19 protein-coding genes are annotated in these 25,805 nt (G+C 63.0%); 8 read left to right on the top strand and 11 right to left on the bottom strand.

What is annotated here, in order from left to right:
* Positions 1-1,505: aldehyde dehydrogenase family protein (locus OP495_RS11105; protein WP_280569220.1), on the bottom strand; the 1,505-nt coding region annotated here is incomplete at its 3' end.
* A 225-nt stretch (positions 1,506-1,730) separates the two neighbouring features.
* Between OP495_RS11105 and OP495_RS11110 the strand changes: the two genes are divergently transcribed.
* Positions 1,731-2,693 (top strand): AraC family transcriptional regulator, encoded by a 963-nt coding sequence (locus OP495_RS11110; protein ID WP_280569222.1) that lies wholly within the window; start codon positions 1,731-1,733, stop codon positions 2,691-2,693.
* A gap of 300 nt (positions 2,694-2,993) precedes the next feature.
* Positions 2,994-3,800, top strand: a complete 807-nt coding sequence (locus OP495_RS11115; protein ID WP_280569224.1) for a hypothetical protein — start codon at positions 2,994-2,996, stop codon at positions 3,798-3,800.
* 104 nt (positions 3,801-3,904) lie between these two features.
* Here the strand turns inward: OP495_RS11115 and lptG are convergent, their stop codons facing one another.
* Together lptG and lptF are read right to left on the bottom strand one after the other, a co-directional pair.
* Positions 3,905-4,969 carry an LPS export ABC transporter permease LptG gene (gene lptG / locus OP495_RS11120; RefSeq protein ID WP_280563548.1) on the bottom strand — a complete coding sequence of 355 codons (1,065 nt, stop codon included), beginning with the start codon at positions 4,967-4,969 and terminating at the stop codon, positions 3,905-3,907.
* Positions 4,966-6,048 carry an LPS export ABC transporter permease LptF gene (gene lptF, locus OP495_RS11125; protein ID WP_280563549.1) on the bottom strand — a complete coding sequence of 361 codons (1,083 nt, stop codon included), beginning with the start codon at positions 6,046-6,048 and terminating at the stop codon, positions 4,966-4,968. The genes lptG and lptF overlap by 4 nt, the downstream gene beginning before the upstream one ends.
* Before the next feature lie 209 nt (positions 6,049-6,257).
* Here lptF and OP495_RS11130 point away from each other — a divergent pair, with 209 nt between their 5' ends.
* The 5 genes from OP495_RS11130 to OP495_RS11150 all read left to right on the top strand — a co-directional run bounded on the left by OP495_RS11130 (position 6,258) and on the right by OP495_RS11150 (position 13,366).
* Positions 6,258-7,781 (top strand): leucyl aminopeptidase, encoded by a 1,524-nt coding sequence (locus OP495_RS11130; RefSeq protein WP_280569226.1) that lies wholly within the window; start codon positions 6,258-6,260, stop codon positions 7,779-7,781.
* A 121-nt stretch (positions 7,782-7,902) separates the two neighbouring features.
* Positions 7,903-9,003 (top strand): branched-chain amino acid aminotransferase, encoded by a 1,101-nt coding sequence (locus OP495_RS11135; protein WP_280563551.1) that lies wholly within the window; start codon positions 7,903-7,905, stop codon positions 9,001-9,003.
* 81 nt (positions 9,004-9,084) lie between these two features.
* Positions 9,085-9,825 (top strand): SDR family oxidoreductase, encoded by a 741-nt coding sequence (locus OP495_RS11140; RefSeq protein ID WP_280569227.1) that lies wholly within the window; start codon positions 9,085-9,087, stop codon positions 9,823-9,825.
* Positions 9,826-9,953: 128 nt separating this feature from the next.
* Positions 9,954-10,406 (top strand): DNA polymerase III subunit chi, encoded by a 453-nt coding sequence (locus OP495_RS11145; protein ID WP_280569229.1) that lies wholly within the window; start codon positions 9,954-9,956, stop codon positions 10,404-10,406.
* 101 nt (positions 10,407-10,507) lie between these two features.
* Positions 10,508-13,366 (top strand): valine--tRNA ligase, encoded by a 2,859-nt coding sequence (locus OP495_RS11150; RefSeq protein ID WP_280569232.1) that lies wholly within the window; start codon positions 10,508-10,510, stop codon positions 13,364-13,366.
* Positions 13,367-13,798: 432 nt separating this feature from the next.
* Here OP495_RS11150 and OP495_RS11155 read toward each other — a convergent pair whose 3' ends face one another.
* The 6 genes from OP495_RS11155 to OP495_RS11180 form a co-directional block, all read right to left on the bottom strand.
* Positions 13,799-15,616 (bottom strand): aminopeptidase P family protein, encoded by a 1,818-nt coding sequence (locus OP495_RS11155; RefSeq protein ID WP_280569233.1) that lies wholly within the window; start codon positions 15,614-15,616, stop codon positions 13,799-13,801.
* 3 nt (positions 15,617-15,619) lie between these two features.
* Positions 15,620-17,203: a peptide MFS transporter gene (locus OP495_RS11160; protein WP_280563556.1), complete on the bottom strand. Its 1,584-nt coding sequence runs from the start codon at positions 17,201-17,203 to the stop codon at positions 15,620-15,622.
* Between the two features lie 214 nt (positions 17,204-17,417).
* Entirely contained in the window at positions 17,418-20,462 is a 3,045-nt protein-coding gene (glnE, locus tag OP495_RS11165; RefSeq protein ID WP_280569235.1) for a bifunctional [glutamate--ammonia ligase]-adenylyl-L-tyrosine phosphorylase/[glutamate--ammonia-ligase] adenylyltransferase, read from the bottom strand.
* A 101-nt stretch (positions 20,463-20,563) separates the two neighbouring features.
* On the bottom strand, positions 20,564-22,042 hold the full coding sequence (locus OP495_RS11170) for a sodium:solute symporter family protein (protein WP_280569237.1): 1,479 nt from the start codon (positions 22,040-22,042) through the stop codon (positions 20,564-20,566).
* Positions 22,043-22,044: 2 nt separating this feature from the next.
* Positions 22,045-22,224, bottom strand: a complete 180-nt coding sequence (locus tag OP495_RS11175) for a hypothetical protein (protein ID WP_280569239.1) — start codon at positions 22,222-22,224, stop codon at positions 22,045-22,047.
* A gap of 57 nt (positions 22,225-22,281) precedes the next feature.
* Complete coding sequence (locus tag OP495_RS11180; RefSeq protein WP_280569241.1) at positions 22,282-22,653, bottom strand: diacylglycerol kinase; 372 nt, start codon at positions 22,651-22,653, stop codon at positions 22,282-22,284.
* 228 nt (positions 22,654-22,881) lie between these two features.
* On the opposite strand from OP495_RS11180, the gene OP495_RS11185 reads away from it, so the two are divergent.
* Positions 22,882-23,859, top strand: a complete 978-nt coding sequence (locus tag OP495_RS11185) for an MDR family oxidoreductase (RefSeq protein WP_280563561.1) — start codon at positions 22,882-22,884, stop codon at positions 23,857-23,859.
* Between the two features lie 25 nt (positions 23,860-23,884).
* Here the strand turns inward: OP495_RS11185 and dacB are convergent, their stop codons facing one another.
* A complete protein-coding gene (gene dacB, locus OP495_RS11190) occupies positions 23,885-25,363 on the bottom strand; it encodes a D-alanyl-D-alanine carboxypeptidase/D-alanyl-D-alanine-endopeptidase (RefSeq protein WP_280569242.1) in 1,479 nt (492 codons plus the stop codon).
* Positions 25,364-25,472: 109 nt separating this feature from the next.
* Complete coding sequence (locus tag OP495_RS11195) at positions 25,473-25,802, bottom strand: SMR family transporter (protein WP_097022158.1); 330 nt, start codon at positions 25,800-25,802, stop codon at positions 25,473-25,475.
* Between the last annotated feature and the right edge of the window lie 3 nt (positions 25,803-25,805).

Consider the following 25,805-nt stretch of genomic DNA (forward strand, 5'->3'; position numbering starts at 1 on the left):
GGGTCGTCGCTGTAGGAGACCAGTACGCATTTCACCTGCTGGTAGTGATCGAGCATCAGTTTGTGGGTCTCGCGGCCGATGCCGGACTTCTTGTAGCCCCCAAAGGCGGCGTGCGCGGGATATTGATGGTAGCAGTTGGTCCACACGCGCCCGGCCTGGATGCCCCGGCCCATGCGATAGGCGCGATTCATGTCTTGGGTCCAGACCCCGGCGCCCAGCCCGTACTCGGTGTCGTTGGCGATAGCCAGCGCTTCCTCTTCATCACGGAAGGTGGTGATGGCGAGCGTGGGGCCGAAGATTTCCTCCTGGAAGACGCGCATGTCGTTGCGGCCCTTGAGAATGGTGGGCTGCACGTAGAAGCCACCCGCCAGTTCGCCCTCGAGATTGGCCTTGGCGCCGCCAAGCAGGCATTCGGCGCCCTCCTCGCGGCCGATATCCATGTACGAGAGGATCTTGTCGAACTGCTCTTTGGAGACTTGGGCACCGATCTGCGTTTCGGTATCCAGCGGATCGCCCTGGCGAATGGTCTTGGCGCGTTCGATGGCACGTGCCATGAATTCATCATAGATCGACTCGTGCACCAGCGCGCGAGACGGGCAGGTACACACCTCGCCCTGGTTGAAGAAGGTCATCAGCAAGCCTTCGATGCATTTCTCGGCGAAGGCCTCGCCATGCGAGAGCACGTCTTCGAAATACACGTTGGGCGACTTACCGCCCAATTCCAGTGTGGCCGGCACGATGCGCTTGGCGGCATTGCCCATGATCTTGCTGCCCACCGGGGTGGAGCCAGTGAAGGCGATCTTGGCGACACCTTCATGCGTGGTCAGCGCCTCGCCGGCTTCCTCACCGAGCCCGTGCACCACGTTGAGCACGCCCGGCGGTAGTAGATCGCCGATCAGCTCGAGGAAGATATTGATCGAGGCCGGGGTCTGCTCGGCTGGCTTGAGCACCGGGCAGTTACCGGCGGCAAGCGCGGGGGCCAGCTTCCAGGTCGCCATCAGGATGGGAAAGTTCCAGGGGATGATCTGCCCTACCACGCCGTAGGGCTCATGGTAGTGATAGGCCACGGTGTTTTCATCGACTTCGCTGATGGTGCCTTCCTGAGAGCGCAGGCAACCGGCGAAATAGCGGAAATGATCCGCTACCAGCGGGATGTCGGCGCCGCTGGTTTCGCGGACCGGCTTGCCGTTGTCCCAGGTCTCGGCTACGGCGAGCTTGTCGATGTTCTGCTCGACGCGATCGGCGATCTTGAGCAGTATATTGGCGCGCTCGGCGGGCGGCATCTTGCCCCAAGCCGGGGCGGCTTGCTGTGCCGCCTTCACCGCACGGTCGATATCTGCAACCGATGAGCGCGGTACCTGACAGAAGACCTCACCGGTGATCGGGGTGATGTTGTCCAGATAGCGACCGTCGGCAGGCGCCACCCAATCGCCGCCGATGAAATTCTCGTAACGCGACTTGAAGTCGACGACGGCACCCGGGGTGCCGGGGCGTGTGTAGATCATGGCGTGTCTCCTTGGGCGAATGCGCCGGGGCGAATCGTCTGGTGTGCGACCCTGCCCCTTGGAAAATGAGTGCGCATCGTCCTCAGCATGACGTGTCGGCCAAGCGTCGGTTTGCCTGCCAGTCTCCGACGTTTGTCTGCCAGTCTCAGATAGCGAATTTGCCTACACTGCAAGGTAACGGGCGACATCCACGCCCACACCGTCGGTACCGCTGAGGAGTACGCCATGCACGCCGTCACGCCTCCCGATGCGCGCTCCCGGGCATCCCAAGTGGACAATACCCGCGCGCTCGAGCAACTGGCAGACACGCCCCGCACACGACGCTTGATCGAGAATCGCATCTGTTACGCGGGTCCGCATGCGGAGCTGTCGATCTACGATACCTGGTGGCCCGCGCAGGATGTCGCCTTGAGCGCCGAGCGGGTGCTCTACTGCGGCATGCTGCAAGGGCGCAAGGTGATGCGTGGCGCCACCGACGCCCCGGAAACCTTCTTGCCGGGCGAGAGCTTCGTGCTGGCACCGCACCAGGAAGTGCGCATCGACTTTCCCGACGCGCGCCCTGACGCGCCCACTACCTGCCTGACCATCGATCTCGAGCCCGCGCGCATTCACGCCCTTAGCGAGCGCCTCAACCAGGCCCAGCCACGCGAGCGAGAACTCGGCGAGTGGCACTATCACCCGCATGCCCTGCACGTGCCGCACGGCCCAACCACCCAGGCGCTGATCGAACGCCTGATGGGCCTCTTCCGCGAGAATCATCCCGATCGCGATGCGCTGGTTGGGCTCAACATCGACGAGTTGATCGTGCGCCTGCTGCGTACCCAGTCGCGTGAGTTGCTGCTCGCCGACACCCGCCAGGCACCGCCACGTCATGGTCTTGCGGCCGCACTGGCGTGGCTGGAACGCCACCCCGAGCAGCCGCTGGACGGGGCGCAATTGGCCCGCGAGGCCTGCATGAGCAAGGCGCGCCTGTACCGGCTATTCCAGCACGAGGTCGGTTACACGCCCGGCGAGTATCAGCAACGCCTACGACTGGCACGCGCGCGTCAATGGCTTCGCGAGGCCGATGCTCCGATTACCGAGATCTGCTACTCGCTGGGCTATCGTAGCCTCAGCCACTTCACCCGGCGCTTCAAGGCGGCCTATGGCCTCACCCCCGGCGACTATCGCCGTCTTCTCATTGCCTGAGAACTCACTGTCCAAGAACTCACCCACCGCCCAAGAACTCATCGCCTGCACACGAGCACGTGGCGCCACGCATGCGCCTAAAATGCATTTTCCATCAGCATATCCTCAAGGAGCGTGCTTGCATTTCAGCGTCAATCCGATAAAATATATAACGAAATTTTATTCTACCCGCGCAAGGAAAGAATTCCTCGTGATACGCCTCATGATACAAAACAAGCCGGGTGTCACGCGGAATTCATACCGGGGTAGGCATTTCCTGCATCGCGCCGCGATGCATATAATATTCAAAAGAGAGACATCATGACGTTACGTCACGCCGAAAGCGGCGACGCGCCGCGATTGCACCTCGACCTCACTCCCTTTCAGGAAGACGGCCAGTGCTACGGCGACTACCACCGCCTGCCACTCAACCCGATGCTCAAGCGCCTGTGCATTGAAGCGCGCCGCGCCGGCCTGGCGGATGCTTCGCTCGGGACTCGCGACCTGATGAGCCATATGGCACTCGATGAAGACCATATCGTCACTCAAGAGATTTCCGGACGCGTATGGCGCTATAGCGTCGGTTACTCGGAGGCACCCAGCCAGCTCGACTCTGCGCTGGACTCACTCGGCGAACGCATGCTCGAGGAGCCGCTACCCTCCGGCCTGGCACAGCTCACCGAGTCATGGGTCTACATGCCCGGACAGCTCGATGCCGCCACGACTCAAAGCACCGACGTGCTGTGGATGGACAAGCCTGCGTGGGCACGCTATCGCCTCGAACAGGTTCAGCTCTGGTTTCGCGCCGTACGCAACGATGCCGAGCGCCTCGGCGATGGCTGGCTGGCCTGGCACTTGACGCATCTACCGCTGACGCGTTCGCCGGTGCTCGATAGCGTCGATGCGTTCAGCAAGCTGGCGCGCCTCGACCTCGGCGACCGCGATGCACTGGGGGAACTCTCTTTCGTGCGTTATCACCACGGGGAATGCCACGAAGGCATGGGGCTGGCGATCACTCGACTACCACACCGACTCGACGCGCTGGCGTCATTGGACGATGCCTTGGTGGTACCTGTACGCCAGGTCGACGGCATCCTCACACGTCTCGACCGCGCGCTGGCAGACTAGGCTTTTACGCAAGCTGCCTGTACGACACGCGTCAATGAACGAAAATGCCCCCTGTGCCTAGATGGCACAGGGGGCACTACGTTGTAGCCCGCGTGTCGTTGCCCTCAGCCGGTCCGCCTGAGCAATACGATGCCCAGCACATAGCAGGCTACGGTAGGCACCAGCACCGCGAACACCGGCGAGAAGCCGAACAGCATCGACGCCGGGGCCAGGAGGTCCTGCAGGTACTTGAACGAGACACCGACGATGATGCCGTAGAACACGCGCGTGCCGGCGGCCACGGTGCGCAGCGGCCCGAACACGAACGATGCGGCCACCAGCATCAGGCCTGCCAGAGTGAAAGGCAGCAGCATTTTCTGCCAGAAGTACAACAGCGGCTGAGTGGCCTCGAGTCCCTGGTTGTCCAGGTAACTGGCATAACGCCACAAGTCGCTGGGCGACTGGCTATCCAACGGACGCAACAAGCGGTTGAGTTGGGCCGGGGTGAACGAGGTGTCCCAAGTGCGCTTGTCAGTGGTATCGACGACAGTTCGCCCGTCTTCGAAACGCGTTTCCTCGATGTTTTGCCATTGCCAGCTACCGTTTTCCCAGACCGCACGGTCAGCATGCTCGGCACTCACCATTTGCGTGCCCTCGAAGTGATAACGCGTGATATCGATGACCACGTCGTCCGCGCGAATGGTGCCGAAGCGATAGTAGTCATTGCCCTCGCGCTGCCAGCCGCCACGCTCGGAGAGAATCGCGCCCTCACCCTCGAGTTGCTCGAGCCGCCAGGCCTCGGCATGTTGCTCAGTCACGGGGCTTACCCACTCGCTGATCGCCATGGTCAGGATGATCACCAGGCCCAGCGGCTTCATGGCGCCCCATAGAATGCGGGCCAGCGAACGCCCGGAGGCACGCATCACCGTCAACTCGTTACTTGACGCCATACTGCCTAGACCGATCAAGGCACCGATCAATACGCCTACCGGCGCATACTGATAAAACCGCCACGGTAGGCGCATCAACAGATACACAAAGACGTCCAGAGCGCCGTAGTTGCCCTCGACGTCATCGAGATCGTTGATGTAGGAGATGACCAGATCCAGCCCCAGGATCATGACCTGCACGACCAGCATGGCCGCCAGCACATTGCGCGCGATGTAGCGATCGAAACGGTCGAAAATCATGTGCGGCTCCCTCGGCGCTGATCACGGTGCGTCATCCAGATCCCCAACAATAAATACCCCAGGTGGATCGGCCACATGCCGATGGACGACGCCAGCGAACCACGCGATATGGCATCCTGAGCCGCTAGCAATAAACTCAAGTAACTGATGTGCAGGAAGATCGCCGGCAACAGCTTGGCGAAACGCCCCTGGCGCGGATTGACCCGCGACAACGGCAGCGCCAGCAGGGTGAGGATCGGTACCATCAGCGGCATGGAAAGCCGCCACTGCAGATTGGCCCAGGCTTCGTCATCGCCGCGCTCGATGAGCTGTGGGGTCGAGGTCAGCTCGGCGGCGTCGAGATCGACCCGATCGCGCGCGCGCGATAGGCGCACCGCATAGGTATCGAACTGCAACCGTTCGGCGACTTTCTTGCCTGGTTCGACGCTGTAACGCTGGCCATCGGTCAACACCAGAAAGCGGCTGCCGGTCTCCTCGTCGACCGTCTGATAGCCGCCTTCGGCCCGCGTGATCATCGTCTCCGGCATGCCGTCGTTACGCGGCTGACGCTGACTGATGAAGACGTTTTCCATACGCGAGCGATCATCATTGAGGCTCTCGGTATAGGCGGTGCGTCCACTGCCGAACTCCTGAAAACGCCCCGGCTGCAGCACCGAGAAATCGAGCCGGCTTTTCTGTTCCTCGAGCACCATCTCGTTGTGACGGGCACCGTTAGGGGTCAGCCACAGGCTGCACACTGCCACCAGTATCGCCACCAGTACTGCCGAGCACAGCGTCACCCGCAATAGCCGGTTGGGGCTGACACCACAGGCCACCAGCACCGTTATCTCGCTATTCAGATAAAGCTGCCCGAACGCCAGCAGGATGCCGAGAAAAAACGACAGCGGCAGCACCAACTCCATGAACCCAGGCAGGTGAAAAAGCATCAGGGTGCCGAGAATGTTGGCAGGAATATCCCCTTGCGCGGCATCGCCGAAATAGCGAATGAAGCGACTGCCCATGATCACCAGCAATAGCACACCGGCCACGGCAGCCATGGTGGCGAGGATCTCGCGCGTCAAATAGCGGAATACGATCAAGCGTCTTCTCCCGGGTCGGTTCCCTGGTCCACGACGACCCCTTGCGGGGCCCAATGCAGCCTTCGACCACCCTCCCCATGCATTGCGTTCCGGCTTTGCGTACACTGGAGTACGTTCAGCGCCGGCATCCTTGTCGGCATTATCCAGAATACCCGGACACTTGTCTCGCCACGAGACAAGTCATGTCAGCTCAGTCGTGTGGAGACTTCATGGAATCCCCCGTAATCAACGTCAACCCGGCCAAGGTCGAAACGGCATGCCTGATCGTCCCCGTCTTCAAGGATGAGGACCTGCTGCCGGCGGCGAACAAGCTCGACGACGCCAGTGAACGCCTGATCGGCCAGCTTCTCGATCGGGGCGACTTCGACCCCAGCCTCGGCAATGTGCAATTGATTCCCTTCGCGCCAGGGCTCGGTGCCGAGCGTCTGCTGCTCGTCGGCCTCGGCGAGCGCACCAAGTGCGGCGAAGGCCAACTCATCAAGGCCCTTGATGCCGCCTTCGCCACTGTCATCAAATTGCCGCTCGACGACGTGGCCGCCGCTTTCACCGACGTACCGGTCGGCGAGCGCGACACCGCCTGGAAGGCGCGCGTCACGCTGGAAGCCGCGCATCGCGCCTGCTATCGCTTCGACGACTTCAAGTCACAGCCGGCGCCCGCACCGCGCCTCAAGAGCCTGACGCTGCTGCTCAGTGACCAGGATGAGACGCCCCAGGCCGAACTAGGGGCGCGCATCGGTGCCGCCGTCGGCGAAGGCGTCGCGTTGACGCGTACTTTGGGCAACTTGCCCAGCAATGTCTGCACGCCACGTTACCTCGCCGAGCAGGCGCAAACACTGGCAGCGGATGCCGAGGGCGCATTGAATGTCGAGATCCTCGACGAGGACGCCCTGCAAGCGCTGGGCGCCAACGCCCTGCTCTCTGTCGGCCAGGGCAGCGAGGAACCCTCACGCCTGATCGTCATGCAGTATCGCGGCGCCGAGGACCCGGACGAAGCCCCGCACGTCATCGTCGGCAAGGGCATCACCTTCGATTCCGGCGGCATCTCGCTCAAAGGAGGGGCCGGCATGGACGAGATGAAGTTCGACATGTGCGGCGCCGCCAGCGTCTTCGGCACCATGAAGACGGTGCTCGCGCTCCAGCCCAAGATCAATATCATTGGCGTGGTGGCAAGCGCCGAGAACATGCCCGATGGTCGCGCCATCAAACCCGGCGACATCGTCAAGACTCTCAAGGGGCTCAACGTCGAGATTCTCAACACCGACGCTGAGGGACGTATGGCACTGTGCGACGCGCTGAGCTACATCGAGCGCTTCAAGCCCGCCAGCGTCGTGGATATCGCGACCCTGACCGGTGCTGCGATCATCGCCCTGGGCCATCATGCCTCGGGGCTTTTATCCAACGACGACGATCTGGCGCTGGACTTGCTCGACGCCGGCGAGAACGCCTGGGACCGCGCCTGGCACCTGCCATTGTGGGATGAGTATCAGAGCCAGCTCGATTCCAACTTCGCCGACTTGGCCCATATCGGAGGTCGCCCCGCCGGCACCATCACGGCGGCCTGCTTCCTGTCGCGGTTCGCCGATGCGTATCCCTGGGCGCACCTGGATATCGCCGGTACCGCCTGGGCTTCGGGTGACAAGAAAGGTGCCAGTGGCCGCCCCGTAGGCCTGTTGACCCAATACTTGCTCGACCGCGAAACCGAGGCCAACGAGACGCGCCCCAGCGTCGAGTGACCCTTCGCAGCAAAAAATTTGCATGCTAACGTAAGTAGCAGGCGTGCCGGCCTTTCCTCGTCCGACGCGCCTATGCCATTCTCGGCATCCAGCCGAGCGCCAGATTTGACGGAGAACTTCAGTGACCTCTTCAGGCTTCGATATACGGCCTAACGCGCATCCCAAGGATGCCGCCCTACGCGAAACGATTCTCGAGAACCCCGGTTTCGGTCGTCATTTCAGCGATCACATGGCTCATATCCGCTGGACGAGCGATGTCGGCTGGCATGGCCACGAAGTCCGTCCCTACGGGCCGTTGACGTTGGACCCGGCATCAGCGGTGTTGCATTACGCTCAGGAAATCTTCGAGGGCATCAAAGCCTATCGCCATGCCGATGGCTCGGTATGGACCTTCCGCCCCGAGAAGAACGCCGAACGTTTCCGCGCCTCCGCGCGGCGTCTGGCACTGCCCGAGCTCTCCGACGAGGACTTCATCGGCTCGCTCAAGGCACTGCTTTCCCAAGACAATGTCTGGGTGCCGACGCCGGCCAGTGCCGCCGAGGAATCGAGTCTTTATCTGCGCCCGTTCATGATCGCCAGCGAGACCTTCCTCGGCGTGCGGCCCTCGAAAGAGGTCGATTACTACGTCATCGCCTCCCCGGCTGCAGCGTACTTCAAGGGTGGCGTCAATCCGGTCTCCATCTGGCTGTCCTCGCATTACAAGCGGGCTGCGTCCGGCGGCACCGGCTTTGCCAAGTGCGGTGGCAACTACGCTGCCTCGCTGGCAGCCCAGAAGGAAGCCGAAGCGCACGACTGCGCCCAGGTCGCCTTCCTCGACGCCGCCGAGAACAAGTGGATCGAGGAACTCGGCGGCATGAACCTGTTCTTCATCTACAAGGACGGGCGCATCGTCACGCCCAAGTTGACCGGCACCATCCTCGAAGGCGTCACCCGTGACTCCATCCTCGAGCTCGCCCGGGACCAGGGCCTGACACCCGAGGAGCGCCACATCAGTATCGACGAATGGCGTGCCGGTGCGGCCTCCGGTGAGATTACCGAGGTCTTCGCCTGCGGCACCGCCGCCGTCATTACCCCGGTCGGCGAGCTGCGCAGCGAAGATGAGAGCATTCGTCTCAAGGCGGATAGTGGCGGTGAAGTCGGCAAACGCCTGCGCAAGGAACTGCTCGATCTGCAGTACGGACGCAGCGAAGATACCCGCAACTGGCTGACGCGTCTGGCCTGACGTCCCGTCGAACGACACGGCGGCATAACGCGCGCCGCGTCATTTCTCTCTTTTCAGACTCTTCTCTTGTCAGGAGGCCCCATGTCGACAGTGATGCTGATTACCGGCGCCGGACGCGGGATCGGTGCCGCCATCGCCAAGCTTGGCGCACAAAAGGGCTACGCCGTTGCGGTCAACTATCGCAGCGACAAGGCTTCGGCCGAGGGTATCGTGAGTGATATCGAGGCCGCAGGTGGACGCGCCATCGCCATCCAGGCCGATATCGCCAACGAGGCCGATATCGTCGCCATGTTCGACACCGTCGACCGCGAACTGGGACGTCTCGACGTGCTGGTCAACAACGCCGGCATCGTCGACCAGATCAGTCGCGTCGACGAGATGAGTTTCGAGCGCGTCGATCGCATGATGCGCATCAACGTGACCGCACCGTTCATCTGCGCGCGTGAAGCCATCAAGCGCATGTCCACCCAGCACGGCGGACAAGGCGGCGCCATCGTCAATGTCGGCTCGGCAGCCTCGCACCTGGGGGGCGCCAGCGAATACATCGACTACGCTGCCTCCAAGGGCGCCATCGACACCATGACCGAAGGCCTGGCCAAGGAAGTCGCCGGCGAAGGCATTCGCGTCAACGGCGTACGTCCCGGCGTCATCCGTACCAGCATCCATGCCAGCGGCGGCAACCCGGACAAACCCGAGGTCGCCGACTCGGTGATCCCCATGGGCCGCATCGGCGAACCCGAGGAAATCGCCAACGGCGTGCTATGGCTGGCCGACGCCGGCTTTACCACGGGGGCAGTGATCGATATCGACGGCGGGGTGTAAATCAGTACGCTGCTACGCGGCTCGAAGAGGGAAGAACGGCGCTGCGCGCCTTGAAGAAATCAGAGGAATTTCTCTTCCTTCTTCCCTCTTATTTCTTACAACTCCCGGCGCAGCCGGGGCGGGAATTCATGACCCAAGTCGATTTCTACATCTTGCCCGATACCACGCTCGGCGCTCGGCTCGACTTCGCGTGCCGGCTGGCGGAGACCATTCATCGCAAGGGCTATCGGCTGCATATCCACACCGAGGATGAAGCCATGGCGCGAGATCTCGATGATCGGCTGTGGACCTTCAAGCCCGAAAGCTACCTACCCCATGCGGTGCTGGCCGACGAGGTCGAGCCGCAGCCGCCCATCACGTTGGGCTGGGAAACGCCTCCGGCGCCCGGCGTCGAAGCGATGCTCAACCTGCATCCCGAAATCCCCGAGTGGTTCTCGCGTTTCGAGCGCGTCGCCGAGATCATCAATCAGCATCAGGATGTACTGACCGCCAAGCGCGCCTGCTGGCAGACCTACAAGAAGCGCGGCTACCCCGTCAAAGCCAACGACCTCACCGGCACCTCACACAACGCTGCGAGCTAAGCCGCGCCATGACGTCACCCCGCTTGCGGGGTTATACTTGTCGGCATTTTCGCCACGGCCATGCGCCGTGCTGACCGTATTTCAAGAGCCGACCGACGCCCATGGACAAGACCTACCAACCCGATCAGATCGAAACCCGCTGGTACCAGCGCTGGGAAGACGCCAACCGTTTTGCGCCCGCCGGCCAGGGCGAGCCCTACTCGATCATGATTCCGCCGCCCAACGTGACTGGCAGCCTGCACATGGGCCACGCCTTTCAGGACACCATCATGGATACCCTGATCCGCTGGCGGCGCATGCAGCAATACAACACGCTCTGGCAGGTAGGCACCGACCACGCCGGCATCGCCACGCAGATGCTGGTGGAACGCAAGGTCGCGGCAGAAGACGGCAAGAGCCGCCACGATCTGGGTCGTGACGCCTTCACCGACAAGATCTGGGAATGGAAGCACGAATCCGGTGGCCATATCACGCGGCAGTTGCGCCGCATGGGCGCCAGCGTCGACTGGTCGCGCGAGCGCTTCACCATGGACGACGGCTTCTACAAGGCGGTGCAGGAAGTCTTCGTGCGGCTCTTCGACGAGGGGCTGATCTATCGCGGCAAACGCCTGGTCAACTGGGATCCCACGCTGCACACCGCGATCTCCGACCTGGAAGTCGAGAACAAGGATCAACAAGGCCAGTTCTGGCATTTCCGCTATCCTCTCGCCGATGGCGTGACCACCGATGATGGCCAGGACCATCTCGTCGTCGCCACTACACGCCCCGAGACGCTGCTCGGCGACACCGGCGTGGCCGTCAATCCCGAGGATCCGCGCTATGCCTCGCTGATCGGCAAGTTCGTCGAGCTTCCGCTGGTCGGGCGCCGCATCCCCATCGTCGCCGACGAGCATGCCGACATGGACAAGGGCTCGGGCTGCGTGAAGATCACTCCCGCGCACGACTTCAACGACTACGAAGTCGGCCGGCGCCAGGATCTACCGCTGATCAACGTCTTCACCCCGGATGCCAGCATCCTGCCCAGTGCCGAGGCCTTCGATATCCAGGGCCGCCCGCTCGCCGACATCGACACCGCCTTGCCGTCTGCCTACGTCGGGCTCGACCGTTTCGCGGCGCGCCAGGCCATTATCGACGATATACAGGCCGCCGAGCTTCTGGCGCAGATCGAAACCGTCAACAACACCCTGCCCTATGGCGATCGCTCCGGCGACGTCATCGAGCCGCTATTGACCGATCAGTGGTTCGTGGCGGTCGAGCAGTTGGCCAAGCCGGCCATCGCCGCGGTGGAGAACGGCGACATCGAGTTCGTGCCCAAGAACTACGAGAACATGTATTTCGCCTGGATGCGCGACCTGCAGGATTGGTGCATTTCGCGCCAGCTATGGTGGGGGCATCGCATTCCGGCCTGGTACGACGTTGAGGGCAACGTCCTCGTCGCACGTAGCGCCGAGGAAGCCCGCGACAAGTACGGCCTCGCCGCCGACGTGGCGCTGACTCAGGACGAAGACGTCCTCGATACCTGGTTCAGTGCAGGCCTGTGGACCTTCGTTACCCAGGGCTGGCCGGAACAGACCCCGGAGCTCGAGACCTTCCATCCCTCCAGCGTGCTGGTCACTGGCTTCGACATCATCTTCTTCTGGGTCGCGCGGATGATCATGATGACACTGAAGTTCACCGACGAGGTGCCCTTCAAGAAGATCTACGTGCATGGCCTGGTGCGCGACGCCCAAGGCCAGAAGATGTCCAAGTCGAAGGGCAACGTGCTCGACCCCATCGACCTGATCGACGGCATCGACCTGGATGCGCTTATCGACAAGCGCACCGGCAACATGATGCAGCCGCAGAAAGCCAAGGCCATCGCCAAGGCCACCCGTGACGAATTCCCCGAAGGTATCGAGCCCCACGGCACCGATGCGCTACGTTTCACCTTCCTCTCGCAGGCCACCACCGGGCGCGACATCAAGTTCGACATGGGTCGCCTGGACGGCTATCGCAACTTCTGCAACAAGCTGTGGAACGCGTCGCGCTACGTGCTGATGAATGCTGAAGGCGAGGACTGCGGCGCCTTTGCCGACGGCCAGAACGGCGAGGTCGAACTCTCGCTGGCTGACCGCTGGATCGTCTCGCGCCTGCAGCAGACCGAGGCCCAGGTCACCCGTGCGATGGAAGAATTCCGTTTAGACCATGCCTCGCAAGCGCTCTACGACTTCGTCTGGAACGAATACTGCGACTGGTACCTGGAGCTCTCCAAGCCGGTGCTTTGGGACGACAACGCCACTACCGCCGCTAAACGTGGTACCCGACGCACGCTGGTGCGGGTGCTGGAAACCATCATGCGCCTCGCACACCCCATGATGCCGTTCATCAGCGAGGAGATCTGGCAGCGCGTCGCACCCCTGGCCGGCACGCATGCCGGTGGCGACGACTCGATCATGGCCCAACCCTGGCCGCAGGCCGAACAGAGCCGCATCGACGAGAACGCCACGCGCGATATCGAGTGGCTCAAGGGCGTGATCATCGCCGTGCGCAATATCCGCGCCGAGATGAACATCGCCCCCGGCAAGCCGCTGGAAGCACTGCTCACCAAGGGCGGAGAAACTGACCGCGAGCGCCTGGAAGCCTATCGGCTATTCCTCTCCAAGCTGGCCAAGCTCGACAGCATCACCTGGCTCGATGACCCCGACCAGACACCGCTCGCCGCCACCCAACTGGTCGGCGACATGGAAGTGCTGGTACCCATGGCGGGACTGATCGACAAGGACGTGGAGCTTGCCCGCCTGGCCAAGGAAATCGACAAGCAGGACAAGGTTATCGGCGGCATCGAGAAGAAGCTCGGCAACGAAAGCTTCATCAGTAAGGCGCCCGCCGAGGTCGTAGAGAAAGAGCGTGGCAAGCTCGCCGACGCCCAGGCCAGCCGCCAGCATCTCAGCGAGCAACACGACAAGATCGCCGCGCTGTAAGCCCCGCTGTCGAAACGTCGGCACAACGCTGGCACATGCCATTACGCCCATGCGGTTAACGCCGCATGGGCGTTTTCATGTCAGGACAACAGGTCAGGGAAACGCATGGCCAAGCGACATGACACCCTTTGGTCGCCGCCTGCTGACCGGACATAAAAAACCCGCGCCAGGGGGCAGCGCGGGTGGAAGCAGGGTACTACTAGGGGTGCATCGCGAAACGATGCAAGAATGAAACATCTGATGAGCACCAGATGCGATTACTCTATTACTATGCGCCTCATGCCACCAATAAATTGTTAGCATGATAGCGATAGTCCCGCACAATACTTGCGCTACGCCCCTCGCATCCATTTTCGGGTATCGGCCGCCAGTGGCTATTGCCAGAGAAATGCCGAGCCACGGGCCCGGCATTTCTCAACGTGCGGCGAGCATTCAGCGGGCGATGGGCGCCGTACGCTGCTCGAGCCAGTCGCGGGCTTCGCCATCGACCTTGGGCGTCAGGCGTTGGCGGACCTCCTCGTGGTAGGCGTTGAGCCAGGCGATTTCCGCGTCATCGAGCAGCGCAATATCGATGGCGCGGGTATCGATGGGGCACAGGGTAAGCGTCTCGAAGTGCAGGAACTCGCCAAAATCACTGGGCTGGGCCGGACGATTGACCACCAGATTCTCGATGCGCACGCCCCATTGCTCCGGCCGATAGACGCCGGGCTCGATCGAGGTGATCATACCGGGCTGCATGGCGGACTGCGGCGTCGGCGACGCGTACCACGCGATCACCTGCGGTCCCTCGTGGACATTCAGAAAATAGCCCACACCGTGCCCGGTGCCATGGCCGTAGTCGATCCCTGCGGCCCACAGCGGCGCGCGGGCAATGGCGTCCAACTGCGGCGAGGGAATGCCACGCGGGAACTGAGCGCGCGATAGCGCGATGGTGCCTTTGAGCACCTGGGTGAAATCGCGCCGGTGCGCCGCGTCGATCTCACCCACCGGCACCACACGGGTGATGTCGGTGGTGCCGCCCAGGTACTGAGCGCCCGAGTCGATCAGCAGCAACCCATTGCCCTCGATCACGGAATGCGCCGCCGACGTGGCGTGATAATGCGGCAGCGCGCCGTTGGCGTTGAAGGCGGCGATGGTCGCGAAGCTCCGCGAGACGAAGCCGTCGCGCTCGGCTCGCGCGGCGGTGATCCGCTCGTCGACGTTCAGCTCGGTCACCGTCTCGTCGCGGGCCAACGCGTCTTCCAGCCAGGCAAAGAACGCGCACAACGCGGCGCCATCTTCCTCCATGGCGTGACGCACATGCTCGATGTCGCGGTCGCTCTTGCGACTCTTGGCCAGCGTGCTCGGCTGAAAGGCCTCGACGACGTGCACGTCTTCCGGCACGGCCTCCATCAGCGCCAGGCTGACCCGCGCCGGATCGACCAACAAGCGCGTATCGTCGGACAACCCTGCGAGACGCTCCGCCACCAACGCATAATCGGCGACATCGATACCATCGTCGGCAAGCTCGCCGATCACGGCGTCATCCAGCTTGCCCGGGGCGACGAACAAGGTGGTACGCGTCGCCTCGACGATCAGATGCGACAGGAATACCGGATTGAAGTCGACATCCGAACCGCGCAGATTGGTCAGCCAGGCAATGTCGTCGAGGGTCGAGACCAGATGCGTATCGGTCCCTTGGGCCTCCATTTCCTGGCGCAAGGTCGCCAGCTTGTCGCGCCGCGAGGTATCCACGTAAGCGCTCGGGTGAGAACGCACCAGCGCCTCTGGCAGTGCGGGGCGGTCCGGCCAGATGGCATCGAGCAGATCCTGATGGCCTTCCCAGCGAACTCCTTTCGGCGCCAGATGCGCTTCCATCTGACGCACGCTGGCCGCCGCCACTACGGCACCATCGAAGCCCACCGTGGCACCCTGTGGAAGCTGTTCGGCGAGCCACTGCATGGGCCGCTGCGCCTGACCGGGCTGGAGCTTCATCAACTCGATGCCGCTACCAGCCAGTTGCTGCTCGGCTTGCACCCAGTAGCGGCTGTCCACCCACAGCCCAGCCGCCTGTTGGGTAATCACCAGCGTGCCCACGGAACCATCGAAGCCCGACAACCAGGCGCGGCCCTGCCAATGATGCGGCAGATATTCGGAGCTATGCGGATCGGACGATGGCAGCCACCAAGCATCGATGCCTTGTTCACGCATGATCTCGCGCAGTGCGGCCAGACGGGCGGCGGGCGTTTGGGGAGATTCACTCAGCGACATGACTCAGGCTCCGGTGGTGGCGTTGGAAGAAGACGAAGCACCGGCGGGATCGACGGTGGGATTGCCCTTCAGCATACGCTTGATGAACGGTGTCAGCAGCGCCAACACGATGGCACACAGCACCAGCGCCACCGCGCAGCGACCGAATAGCTCTGGTAACTGTTCCAACTCTTCGGCATTCACATGCCCGCCGATCAACCCGGCGACCAGATTCCCCAGCGCCGAGGCCGTGAACCACAACCCCATCAATTGACCGCGCAGCTTGGTCGGCGCCAGTGCGCTCATGGTTGAAAGCCCGACCGGGCTCAGGCACAGCTCGCCGATCGTCAATAGCAGCAAACTGGCGGTAATCCACAGCGGCGAGACCTGATCGATCCCGCCTGCCACACGCATCGCCGCGAACATCATCAAGGCAAAGCCACCGGCCGCGAACAAGAGGCCGAGGATGAACTTCACCGGGCTGCCTGGCTCCAGGCGACGGCGGCCGAGTGCCGGCCACAACCAGCCGAATACCGGCCCCAGCAGAATGATGAAGACCGGATTGAACGACTGAAACCACACCGCCGGCACTTCCCAGCCGAACAACATGCGGTCAGTATAGTCGTGGGCGAACAGATTATAGGACGTTGGCTGCTGCTCGAAGGACGCCCAGAAAAAGGCCGCCGCCATGATCAGGATAAAACATACGACAATACGCGCCCGCTCCTGCTTGTCGAGCCCATTAAAGCCGAACAGAAAGACGAAGTAGCCCAGCGCACAGACGATGATGATCGTGGTCATGGCCTCGGCGATCGCCACCGCGTTCAAGGTGATCACGCCGTTTGCCACCAGGGCGATGAAGCCCGCCAGCGCTATCGCCAAGCCGGCAACGTAATAACCCACGCCGCGACGATGCACTGACGGCGCATCCCAACTGGCGGCGCGCCCCCGCAGGCTGTCGGCGCGGCGCATGGAGGGAATGGCTGCCAAACGAAAGATCAGCAAAGCCACCAACATACCCAGTCCGCCGATGCCGAATCCCCAGTGCCAACCGTATTCGCGCATCAGCAGGCCGGTGAACAGCGGGGCGAGCAAGGCACCGATGTTGATTCCCATATAGAAGACCGCGAAACCGCCGTCACGGCGTACGTCGCCTTGATCGTAAAGGCTGCCCACCATCACCGAGATGCAGGACTTGAAGAGTCCCGAGCCGATCACGATCAATACCAGCCCGATAAAAAACCAGGTCGCGCCCCAGACGGCAGAAAACGCGATCGAAAGATGGCCCAAGGCAATGAGGACCGAGCCGTACCAGACCGCGCGTCGCTGGCCCAGCCAGTTGTCCGCCAGCCAGCCGCCGGGCAAGGCCGACAGATAGACGGCACCAGCGTAGATACCGACGATGGCCGAGGCCGTTTCACGCGTGAAGCCCAGTCCGCCCTCGAAGACCGTGGCGGCCATGAACAGCACGAGCAGCGGGCGAATACCGTAGTAGGAAAAACGCTCCCACATTTCGGTGAAAAATAACGGCCCCAACGCACGCGGGTGACCGGCGAAACCCCGGTCCTCTTGGGAGCGGGGCGATGCTATATCCGTGGTAGAGCGCATTGACTATCTGCCTCGTTGAGAACTTTCAGGTTGTGCCTGACATTCGCCGCGCCTTGTGGGCGGGTAGCGAAACAAAACGGCGATGGCACGTAGGCCATCGCCGGAGGCGGACTATAAAACCTCTACACGAATGATCAATCCCCAACTTTTGTCGTACTAACCATTTACCGAGTTATCATGAGCACGAAAAGTAACCGTTTGTTTCTCGTGGTACTTACCGAGACGCGTCCTCTTCCTCCATCCACTGCGCCCAAATGGCGCGGACCCGGCGGCGATGAGCGTCGATATCGGCGATCTCGACCTGGCTCCCGGCCTTGGCCAGCGAGGCACGATGGCTGATGCCGCGATACGTGAGATACGCCTCGCGCAGCTCGCGGGCCTGCTCGGCGGGAAGCCGGCCACTTTCCTCCAGCGTTTCGAGAATGCGCATGTTATCGCTGAAGGCAAGCATTTCCGGCGCTTCATCGCCCAGCCGCAGCACCGCGTACTGACAGAGGAACTCAATATCCACCATGCCGCCGGGATCCTGCTTGAGATGAAACGTGCCCTGGCGTCCGGCCTGATCGCTGCTCCCCAGGTGGGTACGCATCTTGCGGCGCATCGCGACGACCTCACCGCGCAGTGTGTCGGGGTCGCGCGCCTGACCCAGCACCTCACGTCGCACCGCCTCGAAGCGCTCGCATAACGCCGCATTGCCGGCAATGGCACGCGAGCGCACCAGCGCCTGGTGCTCCCAGGTCCAGGCTTGTTGGTGCTGATAGTCGGCGAAGGCGTCGAGCGTCGTCACCAATAGCCCTGCATTGCCCGAGGGACGCAAGCGCATGTCCACTTCGTACAGCGCGCCGCTGGGCGTCATGGCCGTCAGCAAATGGATGACGCGCTGCCCGAGGCGCGTGAAGAAGACCGCATTGTCGAGGGCCTTGGCACCGTCGGTGGCGCCCTTGGGATCGGCGTCGTGCAAAAACACCAGGTCCAGGTCCGATCCATAGCCCAATTCGATGCCACCCAACTTGCCGTAACCGATGATCGCGAAGTTGGCCTCGTCGCTCTCGCACTCACCGGGGCGGCGCGAGGGTCGGCCGTACTTGCGCGTCACCTGCTTCCAGGCCATCGCCAGTACCTGCTCGAGGATCACTTCGGCGATGAAGGTGAGATAATCGCTGACCTTCATCAGCGGCCGCGCGCCGACGATATCCGAGGCCGCAACGTGCAGCACCTGGGCGTGCTTGAAGATACGCAGCGCGTCGAGCTGCCCCTCCTCGTCGTCTTCGGGTATGCGCGCCAGGGCCTGGCGCAGCTCATCGGCGAGCTCGTCCTTGTCGGCGGGCGAATACAGCGTGGCGGGGTGCAGCAATTCATCGAGCAGCACGGGATGGCGCGCCAATTGCTCGGCGATCCACGGGCTCGCGGCGCACAGACGAATTAACTGACGCAGCGCATCGGGATTCTCGCGCAGCAATGCCAGGTACGCAGTGCGCCGCAGCACCGCCTCGATCAGTGGCAAGACGCGTTCGAGCGCGACATCTGGCGCGTGGCTCTCGCCGACGGCTTCGAGCAGCAGCGGCATCAAGGCATCGAGACGCTCGAAACCGATGCGTTGCATGGCCGCCACGGCGCGCGAACGATGCAAACCGGCAAGCCGCTTGAAGGTAGCCTCGGGCGTCTCGAACCCCAGCGTCGTCAGCGTCTCGCGGGCCTCCGCCAGAGTCAGCTCCTCACGCCAGAGCGCGCCCAATTCCTCGTGTGAGGCGTCCTCGGAGACGTTCTCCTCATCGTCTTCCTCCTCGGGCGGCGCGATAACGGCATCGAAATGCTCACGCACCCTCCCTCGCGCCTCGTCAAGACGCGCCACGAGCGCCGGCCAGTCGGCCATATCGAGCGCCAGCGCCAAGCGCTCGCGTCCCAGACTATCGTCCGGCAAGGTCTGAGTCTGGCGGTCCTTCTGGGCCTGCAAGGCATGCTCGAGATCGCGTAGAAAAGCGTAATCGGTGCGCAGGGCATCGGTCACCTCACCCGGCAGAAGCTCCAGATCCGTCAGGCAACGTAGTGCTGCCGCCAGCGAGGTCAGTTGAAGCTCGGTATCGCGCCCACCACGAATCAACTGGAACGCCTGGACCACGAACTCCACCTCGCGGATACCCCCAGGGCCGAGCTTGATATTGTCGGCCATGCCCTTGCGCTTGACCTCGCGGTTGATGAGCCGCTTCATCTCGCGCAACGATTCGATGGCGCCGAAGTCCAGGTACTTGCGATACACGAACGGCCGCAGCGAGGCCAGCAGCTCAGCGCCCGCTTCGAGATCGCCGGCCACCGGGCGCGCCTTGAGCATGGCGTAGCGTTCCCACTCACGCCCCTGATCCTGATAGTAGCTGGCCAGCGTGGCGAAGTTGCCGACCAACGGCCCGCCGTCGCCGAGCGGGCGCAAACGCATGTCGACACGAAACGCCATGCCTTCGTCGGTCACCGCGTCCAACGCGCCGATGAGCTTCTGGCCCAGCTTGGTGAAATATTCCTGATGCGAGAGCGTCCGACGGCCGCCCTCAGTCTCACCCTCCTCGGCGAAGGCGAAGATCAGGTCGATGTCCGAGGACAGATTGAGCTCGCCCGCACCGAGCTTGCCCATGCCCAGCACCACCAAGCGTTGCGGTGTACCGTCGGCGCGCAGAGCCGGTTGTCCCCAGCGCGGCGCATAGTAGTGTTCGAGCCAGCCCAGCACGCCGTCGAGGCAGATTTCCGCCAGGCTGCTGACATCACGCGCCGTGACCCACATGCCAGCCTCGTCGCCCTGGCCACGCGGCGCGCGGCATAGGTCACGCCATACGATGCCCAGCATGCGCAGCCGCCGGAAGCGGCGTACTGCGGCCTGCATGGTCGCTTCATCTTCGGCGGCCTCCAGGCGCTCGGCGAGCTCCGCTTCCCAGGCCTCGCGCGGCGGCGACTCATCCAGTTCGCCCTCGGCATCCAGCACAGGTAGCCAGTCAGGGTCGCGAGCCAGCGTCTCAGTGGCGAAGTCGGAGAGCGCCACGACCCGCGCCAGCTCGGCACGACGCACATCCGAGAGCGCCAGCCAAGTGGCACTCGGCGTCTCTTCGGCATCAACATTCGCATCCGCGTCCGCATCGCTCGTCGAGCGCTTCGCCTGGGCAGCGCGGTCGGCCAGGCACAACGCATCGTCGAGCCGCTCGGTGGCCTCGCCCAGCGCCTCATTCAACGGTGCGGGAATATCGGCGTCGGGCAGGAATCCTTCGGGCAGGGCCATGATGCACTCTCCTGGAACATCCCGGCACCTAACGCCGGGGCAAGCGTGATATCTCCCAGCTTAGCGGAGCCACTCGCTTGGAAGCTACAGGCAGGCGACCCTCAGCGCCGCCATGGCAAGCCACGCTCGGCGGCGGCGATGAACGCCTCGGCAGTTTGACGCGGCGCTGTGCTGAGCAAACTGATGCCCACGAACAGTACGCACGCCACCGGTAGCGCCCAGATGCCCGGCGGCCAGCCCAGTGGCTTAGCGCCGCTGATATACAGCGTCACGACGCAGACACCGCCGCCGAGAATGCTGGTCAGGGCGCCCGCCGCACTGCCGCCACGCCAGAAAAAGGCGCCGACAAGCGCCGGTACGGTGACGACCAGGCCGGTCGAGGCGGCAACCGAAAGCACCGCAATCAGATCCAGGCGCAACTCGGCAAAGGCCAGCGCCAACAGCGCGATCAGCGGCAATACGGCCTTGCCGACCCATAGCTGGCGGCGTTCGTCGCTGCCTTTGCGTGCCACCGCATAGACGTCCCGCGACAGCATCGACGAGAGCGTCAGCATGATCGAGTCGATGGTCGAGACCGCCGCCGCCAGGATGCCGACCATCACCAGCACGCCGAGTAACGGCGGTACGTGCGTGGAGGCCAGCAGGGTCGGCGTGGCAAGATCCGAATTCTCCAAGTCGGGGAATGCGATCAGCGCCGAAAAGCCCCACAGTACCGAGACAGCGGTATAGATCAGGCCGAAGCACAGAAAGCCCAGCAGCATGCGGCGCATGGCCTTGAGCGAGGCCGGCATGAAGAGACGCTGACTGACCTGGGGATTGGAAAGACTGAAGAAGAACCAGGGAATCGTCAGGCCGAGGAAAGTCGCCGGCGTGAACAGGCCCGATCCCGGCACGGTAAGCGCCTCGGGATGCTCATCGGCGAGGGTCGCGAACAGCGTCTCGAAGCCGCCCAACGAGACCACTACCAGCAGCGCCACGGCCGTCGAGGCAACGATCATCAACAATGCCTGCAGGGCATCGGTCCACATCACCGAGCGAATCCCGGCGATGAAGGTGAACACCAGCGCCAGCACGGTGGCGACCGCCACGCCGGTGGTAAAGTCGATGGCACCGTCGGTCATCCCGCTCAGCAGATACCCCACGCCCGCCAGTTGCACCGCCGCATAAGGGATCAGGAACAGGCTGCTGACCAGCGCCGTGGCCAAGGCCACGCCACGATTCCCGTAGCGGTGTCCCAGCATCTCACTGGGGGTGACGAACCCGAATGCCTTGCCCACCGCCCAGAAGCGCGGCCCGAAGATTGCCACCAACGAGACACCAGCGAAGTAGACGGTTTCAAAGCCCAGCGCCCCGACACCGCCGGCATAGGTCAGCCCGGCCAACCCCACCATCATGAAAGCGCTGTAGGTCGTCGCGCTGTAGCTGAGCGCCGACACCAACCCGCCCATGCGCCGCCCGCCGAGGAAATAGTGCGCCATGTCGGGCGTCCCGCCGGGACCGCGCTCGCGTGAGCGCCATGCCACGCCCAGGGCGACGACGACATACACCAGCACCGACGTCCACACGAGCGTCGACGACATCCTCACTTCTCCTTGAAATCGGCGGTAACGAGCAGATTGAGAACGAGCACGGCTAGACCGGTCAGTCCCCAAAAGAGCATACTGCCGTACCAGGCCTGAACATCACGCAGCAGCGTATAGGGGACAAGCACGGCAGCCACTACCAATACGCCGAGTAATCCAAAACCGACGCGTCGCGACATAGCGCACCTCGCACGGACGTTGAAGGGTAACCAGCACAGCGTCGCCAACTGTATGGCTCAGCCGAGGAACTTCTGCCAGGCCAGCAGGCCCCAGGTCAGGCTCGCCATGATCAGCGAGATCATAACCGCCGCCGAGCCGATGTCCTTGGCCCGGCCGGACAGCTCGTGATGCTCGGGACCGATGCGGTCGACGACGGTTTCCACGGCGCTGTTGAGCAATTCCACGATCAGTACCAGCGCACCACTGCCCACGAGCAGCAGCCATTCCACTGGCGTGGCACCGATCCACCACGCCAATGGCAAGAGTACCACGCAGATGCCGACCTCCTGACGAAACGCCGTTTCATTGCGAAACGCGGCTCGCAGTCCCTTGAGTGAATAGCACGTGGAATTGATCAAATGGTGCAAGCCGGTCTGGCGGGATTTCATCGCGCTTTTTCCTCAGTGAAGGAGTTCTCGATGGCCGATCACGCAACGGCCAGGACGGCAACGCACACGGCGACTTGAAATGGTAACAAAGGGGCAGCTCCAGGCAACGCCACGCGAATGACGGACGGTATCCCGCAAAAGTCGCGTTGTCGACACTCACGACTCAACGCTAGGCTAATGTTCTCGCGCTCACCACAGCGCCCTCACCCGAATTCGCAGGAGTCCTCCATGCCCCGTGCACTCATGCTCCATGACGACACTCCCCGCGCTCGCCTCGAAACCCTCGATGAAGACCAGTTGCCGCAACGCGCGGTACGCGTCGCGATCGATGATTCGGACCTCAATTACAAGGACGCCATGGCGGTCACCGGCCAGGGCAAGATCGTGCGCGACTATCCATTGGTGCCGGGGATCGATTTCGCCGGCACGGTAACGGATTCCACGGATACGCGCTTCGCCGCCGATGACCGCGTAATCCTCACCGGCTGGGGCGTCGGCGAGCGTCATTGGGGCGGTTTCGCCGAGGCCATGCGCGTCGATGCCGACTGGCTAGTGCCTTGCCCGCAACCGCTGAGCACGCGCCAGGCAATGCTCTTCGGCACCGCCGGACTCACCGCCATGCTCAGTGTCATGCGACTGAAAGAAGCGGGCCTCGGCCCAGGCGACGGACCGGTCGTGGTGACCGGCGCCAGCGGTGGCGTGGGCAGTTGGGCCGTGTCGATCCTCGTCCATGAAGGTTTCGAGGTTCACGCCATCACCGGCAAACCCGAGCAGAATGACTGGCTCGAGGCGCTTGGTGCCCACGCCATTCTGCCCCGCGCCGACTTCGAAGCCCGCGGCCGGCCGCTGGAATCGACGCAGTGGGCAGGCGCCGTGGATACCGTCGGTGGCCAGGTCCTGGCCAGTCTCCTGGCACAAATGCGCTACTCAGGTAAGGTCGCCGCCGTGGGACTGGCGGGCGATGCCGCACTACCGACCACGGTGATGCCTTTCATACTGCGCGGCGTGTCGTTGCTCGGCGTGGACAGCGTGTATATCTCGTTCGAGCGGCGCCGCGCGGCATGGCAACGCATCGCCGCCCTGCCCAACGCCTTGCTTTCGCACATGCAGGTCGAGGAAATTGGCCTCGACGACGTGACCGATCGGGCCCAGGCCATGCTCGAAGGCCGCACCCACGGGCGCGTGCTCATCGACCCGCGTCGCTAAACGAATTGATTAATGCAGCGCGGTGTCAGTGTGAATTGATCATTTCCGTCAAATCCGCCGCCACCAGCGGTAGAGTCTGCCGCCAGGCGAGATACGGCGTTTGCTCGGTGCCGTTGACCAGTACGGCGAAACTACCCCAACGCCCGGCTTGGGTACGGAAGTAGCCAGCCACCGCGCGCACCGTGACCGGCTCGTTGAGCGTGCCGGTCTTGAGCATGACGTGCTGCTGGAAAATATCGCTGCCTCGACGAATGAAATGCATGGGGCCGTTGGTCGGCAGTTGAAGACCGGCCACGAAAGTCGGAAACAGCGCCGAGCGGTGGTACATCGCCTCCAACAAAGCGTTGAGATCACGGGCCGAGACACGATTCTCGGGAGTCAAGCCACTGCCACTGGCGAGCGTCGGCACGCCTTGGCCCGGAAGCTCCTGGGCGAAGCGCATCAGCTCATCGGCGCCGTCCTGAAGCTCGGCGCGCGGCTTGGCGACGAGGTCAAGTGCCAGAGTATCGGCCATGAAATTATTGGAATAGTTGAGCATGCGCAGCAGCAATTCCTGCAGCGGCTTGCCATCCACCGCCGCCAAGCGCTTGGCCGTGGTCGGCGGCGGTGTCGTGCTGGTGGCGTAGCTTTCGACCTCGACTCCTGCCTGCTTGAGCAATGCCATCAAGGTCTTGGCGGTTTGTTCGGCGGGATCGGAACTGCCGCGATAGATTTCGCGCGAGTAGCTATCGCGCGCGATCTGCCCACTGATACGTAACGTGTCGCCGCGCTCGCTACTGATGCGCTCAGCACTCAGGCGTGTGTCCTCGCCGTGCGCCACGGTCTTGACCTCATTATCGAGGCGTGTGAGAGGTGCTACCGTCGCGCAATCGCTGATGGAAGCCGCGTCGCCCACTGACGTGCCGGGCTTGACCCGATTGCACCAGCTGCCGTAATTCACTGCCGCCGAAGACAACAAGGCGCTATAGGCGTTGTCGGAGCGCGAGCGCGCCTCGCAACGGTCGGTAGTCACGCAGGTCACCGGACCAAAGCGCCACTGACTGACCACCAATTGGCCCTCGACGGCGCGCACGCCGCGTTCGCGCAAGCGCTGTACCAGACGCCATAGGTTTTCGCTGGTCAGCGCCGGGTCACCGCCACCATCGAGCACCAGGTCGCCATGCAAAACGCCCTGAGCATCGACGTTGCCGGTGGCCATCAACTGCGTGGTGAAACGATGCTGAGGCCCCCAGCGGTCGAGGCTTGCGGCGGCGGTATAGAGCTTGGTCACCGAGGCCGGCGACAGCCGCCGCGTGGGATGGATCGCCCCTAGGCTTTCGCCACTCCCCAACAACTGCGCCTGCGCGCCGATCACGAAGCCTTTATCGACCAGTGTGGCGAGATTATCGAAGCCATCGGCCTGCGCGACCAACGGCAAACCCATCACGACAAGAAGCACGAGCACACGACGTCCTACACGCTGCGAGGAGCGCAGACGTCGGCAATGGAGCAGCCTACTCAGCATGAGATTTTTCCTTCCCTGGACGAACGTACATCGTACGCCAGGCTAGCAGGACACCTCATCGAGTGCGATGGCGACGCCCGACCGTGCGTGGGCACATTTCAGGTAGCGCCTAATGCGAGGACATACGCGAAAACACCTGAATGATGGCAACCCCGGCGATGATCATTCCTAGACCGAGAATCGCGGGTAAATCGGGTTTCTCGCCATACACGACCACCCCGATCAGCGTGACCAGCACGATGCCAAGTCCGGCCCAGAACGCATAGGCGATGCCCACCGGCAAATCGCGAAGCGCCAGCGTGAGCATGTAAAACGCCAATGCATAGCCCACGACAACGGTCACGCTCGGCCATAGCCGCGTGAACTCCTGAGACGCCTTGAGCGCACTGGTCGCCACGACCTCGGCGATGATCGCGAGGGCCAGAAACACGTACACCATACT

Origin of the sequence: Chromohalobacter sp. 296-RDG (assembly GCF_029889885.1) — a bacterium.
Taxonomy (GTDB): domain Bacteria; phylum Pseudomonadota; class Gammaproteobacteria; order Pseudomonadales; family Halomonadaceae; genus Chromohalobacter.

What these genes read in the sequence shown, in the direction of transcription:
- OP495_RS11110 (WP_280569222.1), top strand. Translation starts at nt 1,731, where the DNA reads ATGCACGCCGTCACGCCTCCCGATGCGCGCTCCCGGGCATCCCAAGTG.
- OP495_RS11115 (WP_280569224.1), top strand. Translation starts at nt 2,994, where the DNA reads ATGACGTTACGTCACGCCGAAAGCGGCGACGCGCCGCGATTGCACCTC.
- lptG (WP_280563548.1), bottom strand. Translation starts at nt 4,969, where the DNA reads ATGATTTTCGACCGTTTCGATCGCTACATCGCGCGCAATGTGCTGGCG.
- OP495_RS11130 (WP_280569226.1), top strand. Translation starts at nt 6,258, where the DNA reads ATGGAATCCCCCGTAATCAACGTCAACCCGGCCAAGGTCGAAACGGCA.
- OP495_RS11140 (WP_280569227.1), top strand. Translation starts at nt 9,085, where the DNA reads ATGTCGACAGTGATGCTGATTACCGGCGCCGGACGCGGGATCGGTGCC.
- OP495_RS11145 (WP_280569229.1), top strand. Translation starts at nt 9,954, where the DNA reads ATGACCCAAGTCGATTTCTACATCTTGCCCGATACCACGCTCGGCGCT.
- OP495_RS11150 (WP_280569232.1), top strand. Translation starts at nt 10,508, where the DNA reads ATGGACAAGACCTACCAACCCGATCAGATCGAAACCCGCTGGTACCAG.
- OP495_RS11155 (WP_280569233.1), bottom strand. Translation starts at nt 15,616, where the DNA reads ATGTCGCTGAGTGAATCTCCCCAAACGCCCGCCGCCCGTCTGGCCGCA.
- OP495_RS11160 (WP_280563556.1), bottom strand. Translation starts at nt 17,203, where the DNA reads ATGCGCTCTACCACGGATATAGCATCGCCCCGCTCCCAAGAGGACCGG.
- glnE (WP_280569235.1), bottom strand. Translation starts at nt 20,462, where the DNA reads ATGGCCCTGCCCGAAGGATTCCTGCCCGACGCCGATATTCCCGCACCG.
- OP495_RS11170 (WP_280569237.1), bottom strand. Translation starts at nt 22,042, where the DNA reads ATGTCGTCGACGCTCGTGTGGACGTCGGTGCTGGTGTATGTCGTCGTC.
- OP495_RS11175 (WP_280569239.1), bottom strand. Translation starts at nt 22,224, where the DNA reads ATGTCGCGACGCGTCGGTTTTGGATTACTCGGCGTATTGGTAGTGGCT.
- OP495_RS11180 (WP_280569241.1), bottom strand. Translation starts at nt 22,653, where the DNA reads ATGAAATCCCGCCAGACCGGCTTGCACCATTTGATCAATTCCACGTGC.
- OP495_RS11185 (WP_280563561.1), top strand. Translation starts at nt 22,882, where the DNA reads ATGCCCCGTGCACTCATGCTCCATGACGACACTCCCCGCGCTCGCCTC.
- dacB (WP_280569242.1), bottom strand. Translation starts at nt 25,363, where the DNA reads ATGCTGAGTAGGCTGCTCCATTGCCGACGTCTGCGCTCCTCGCAGCGT.
- OP495_RS11195 (WP_097022158.1), bottom strand. Translation starts at nt 25,802, where the DNA reads ATGGTGTACGTGTTTCTGGCCCTCGCGATCATCGCCGAGGTCGTGGCG.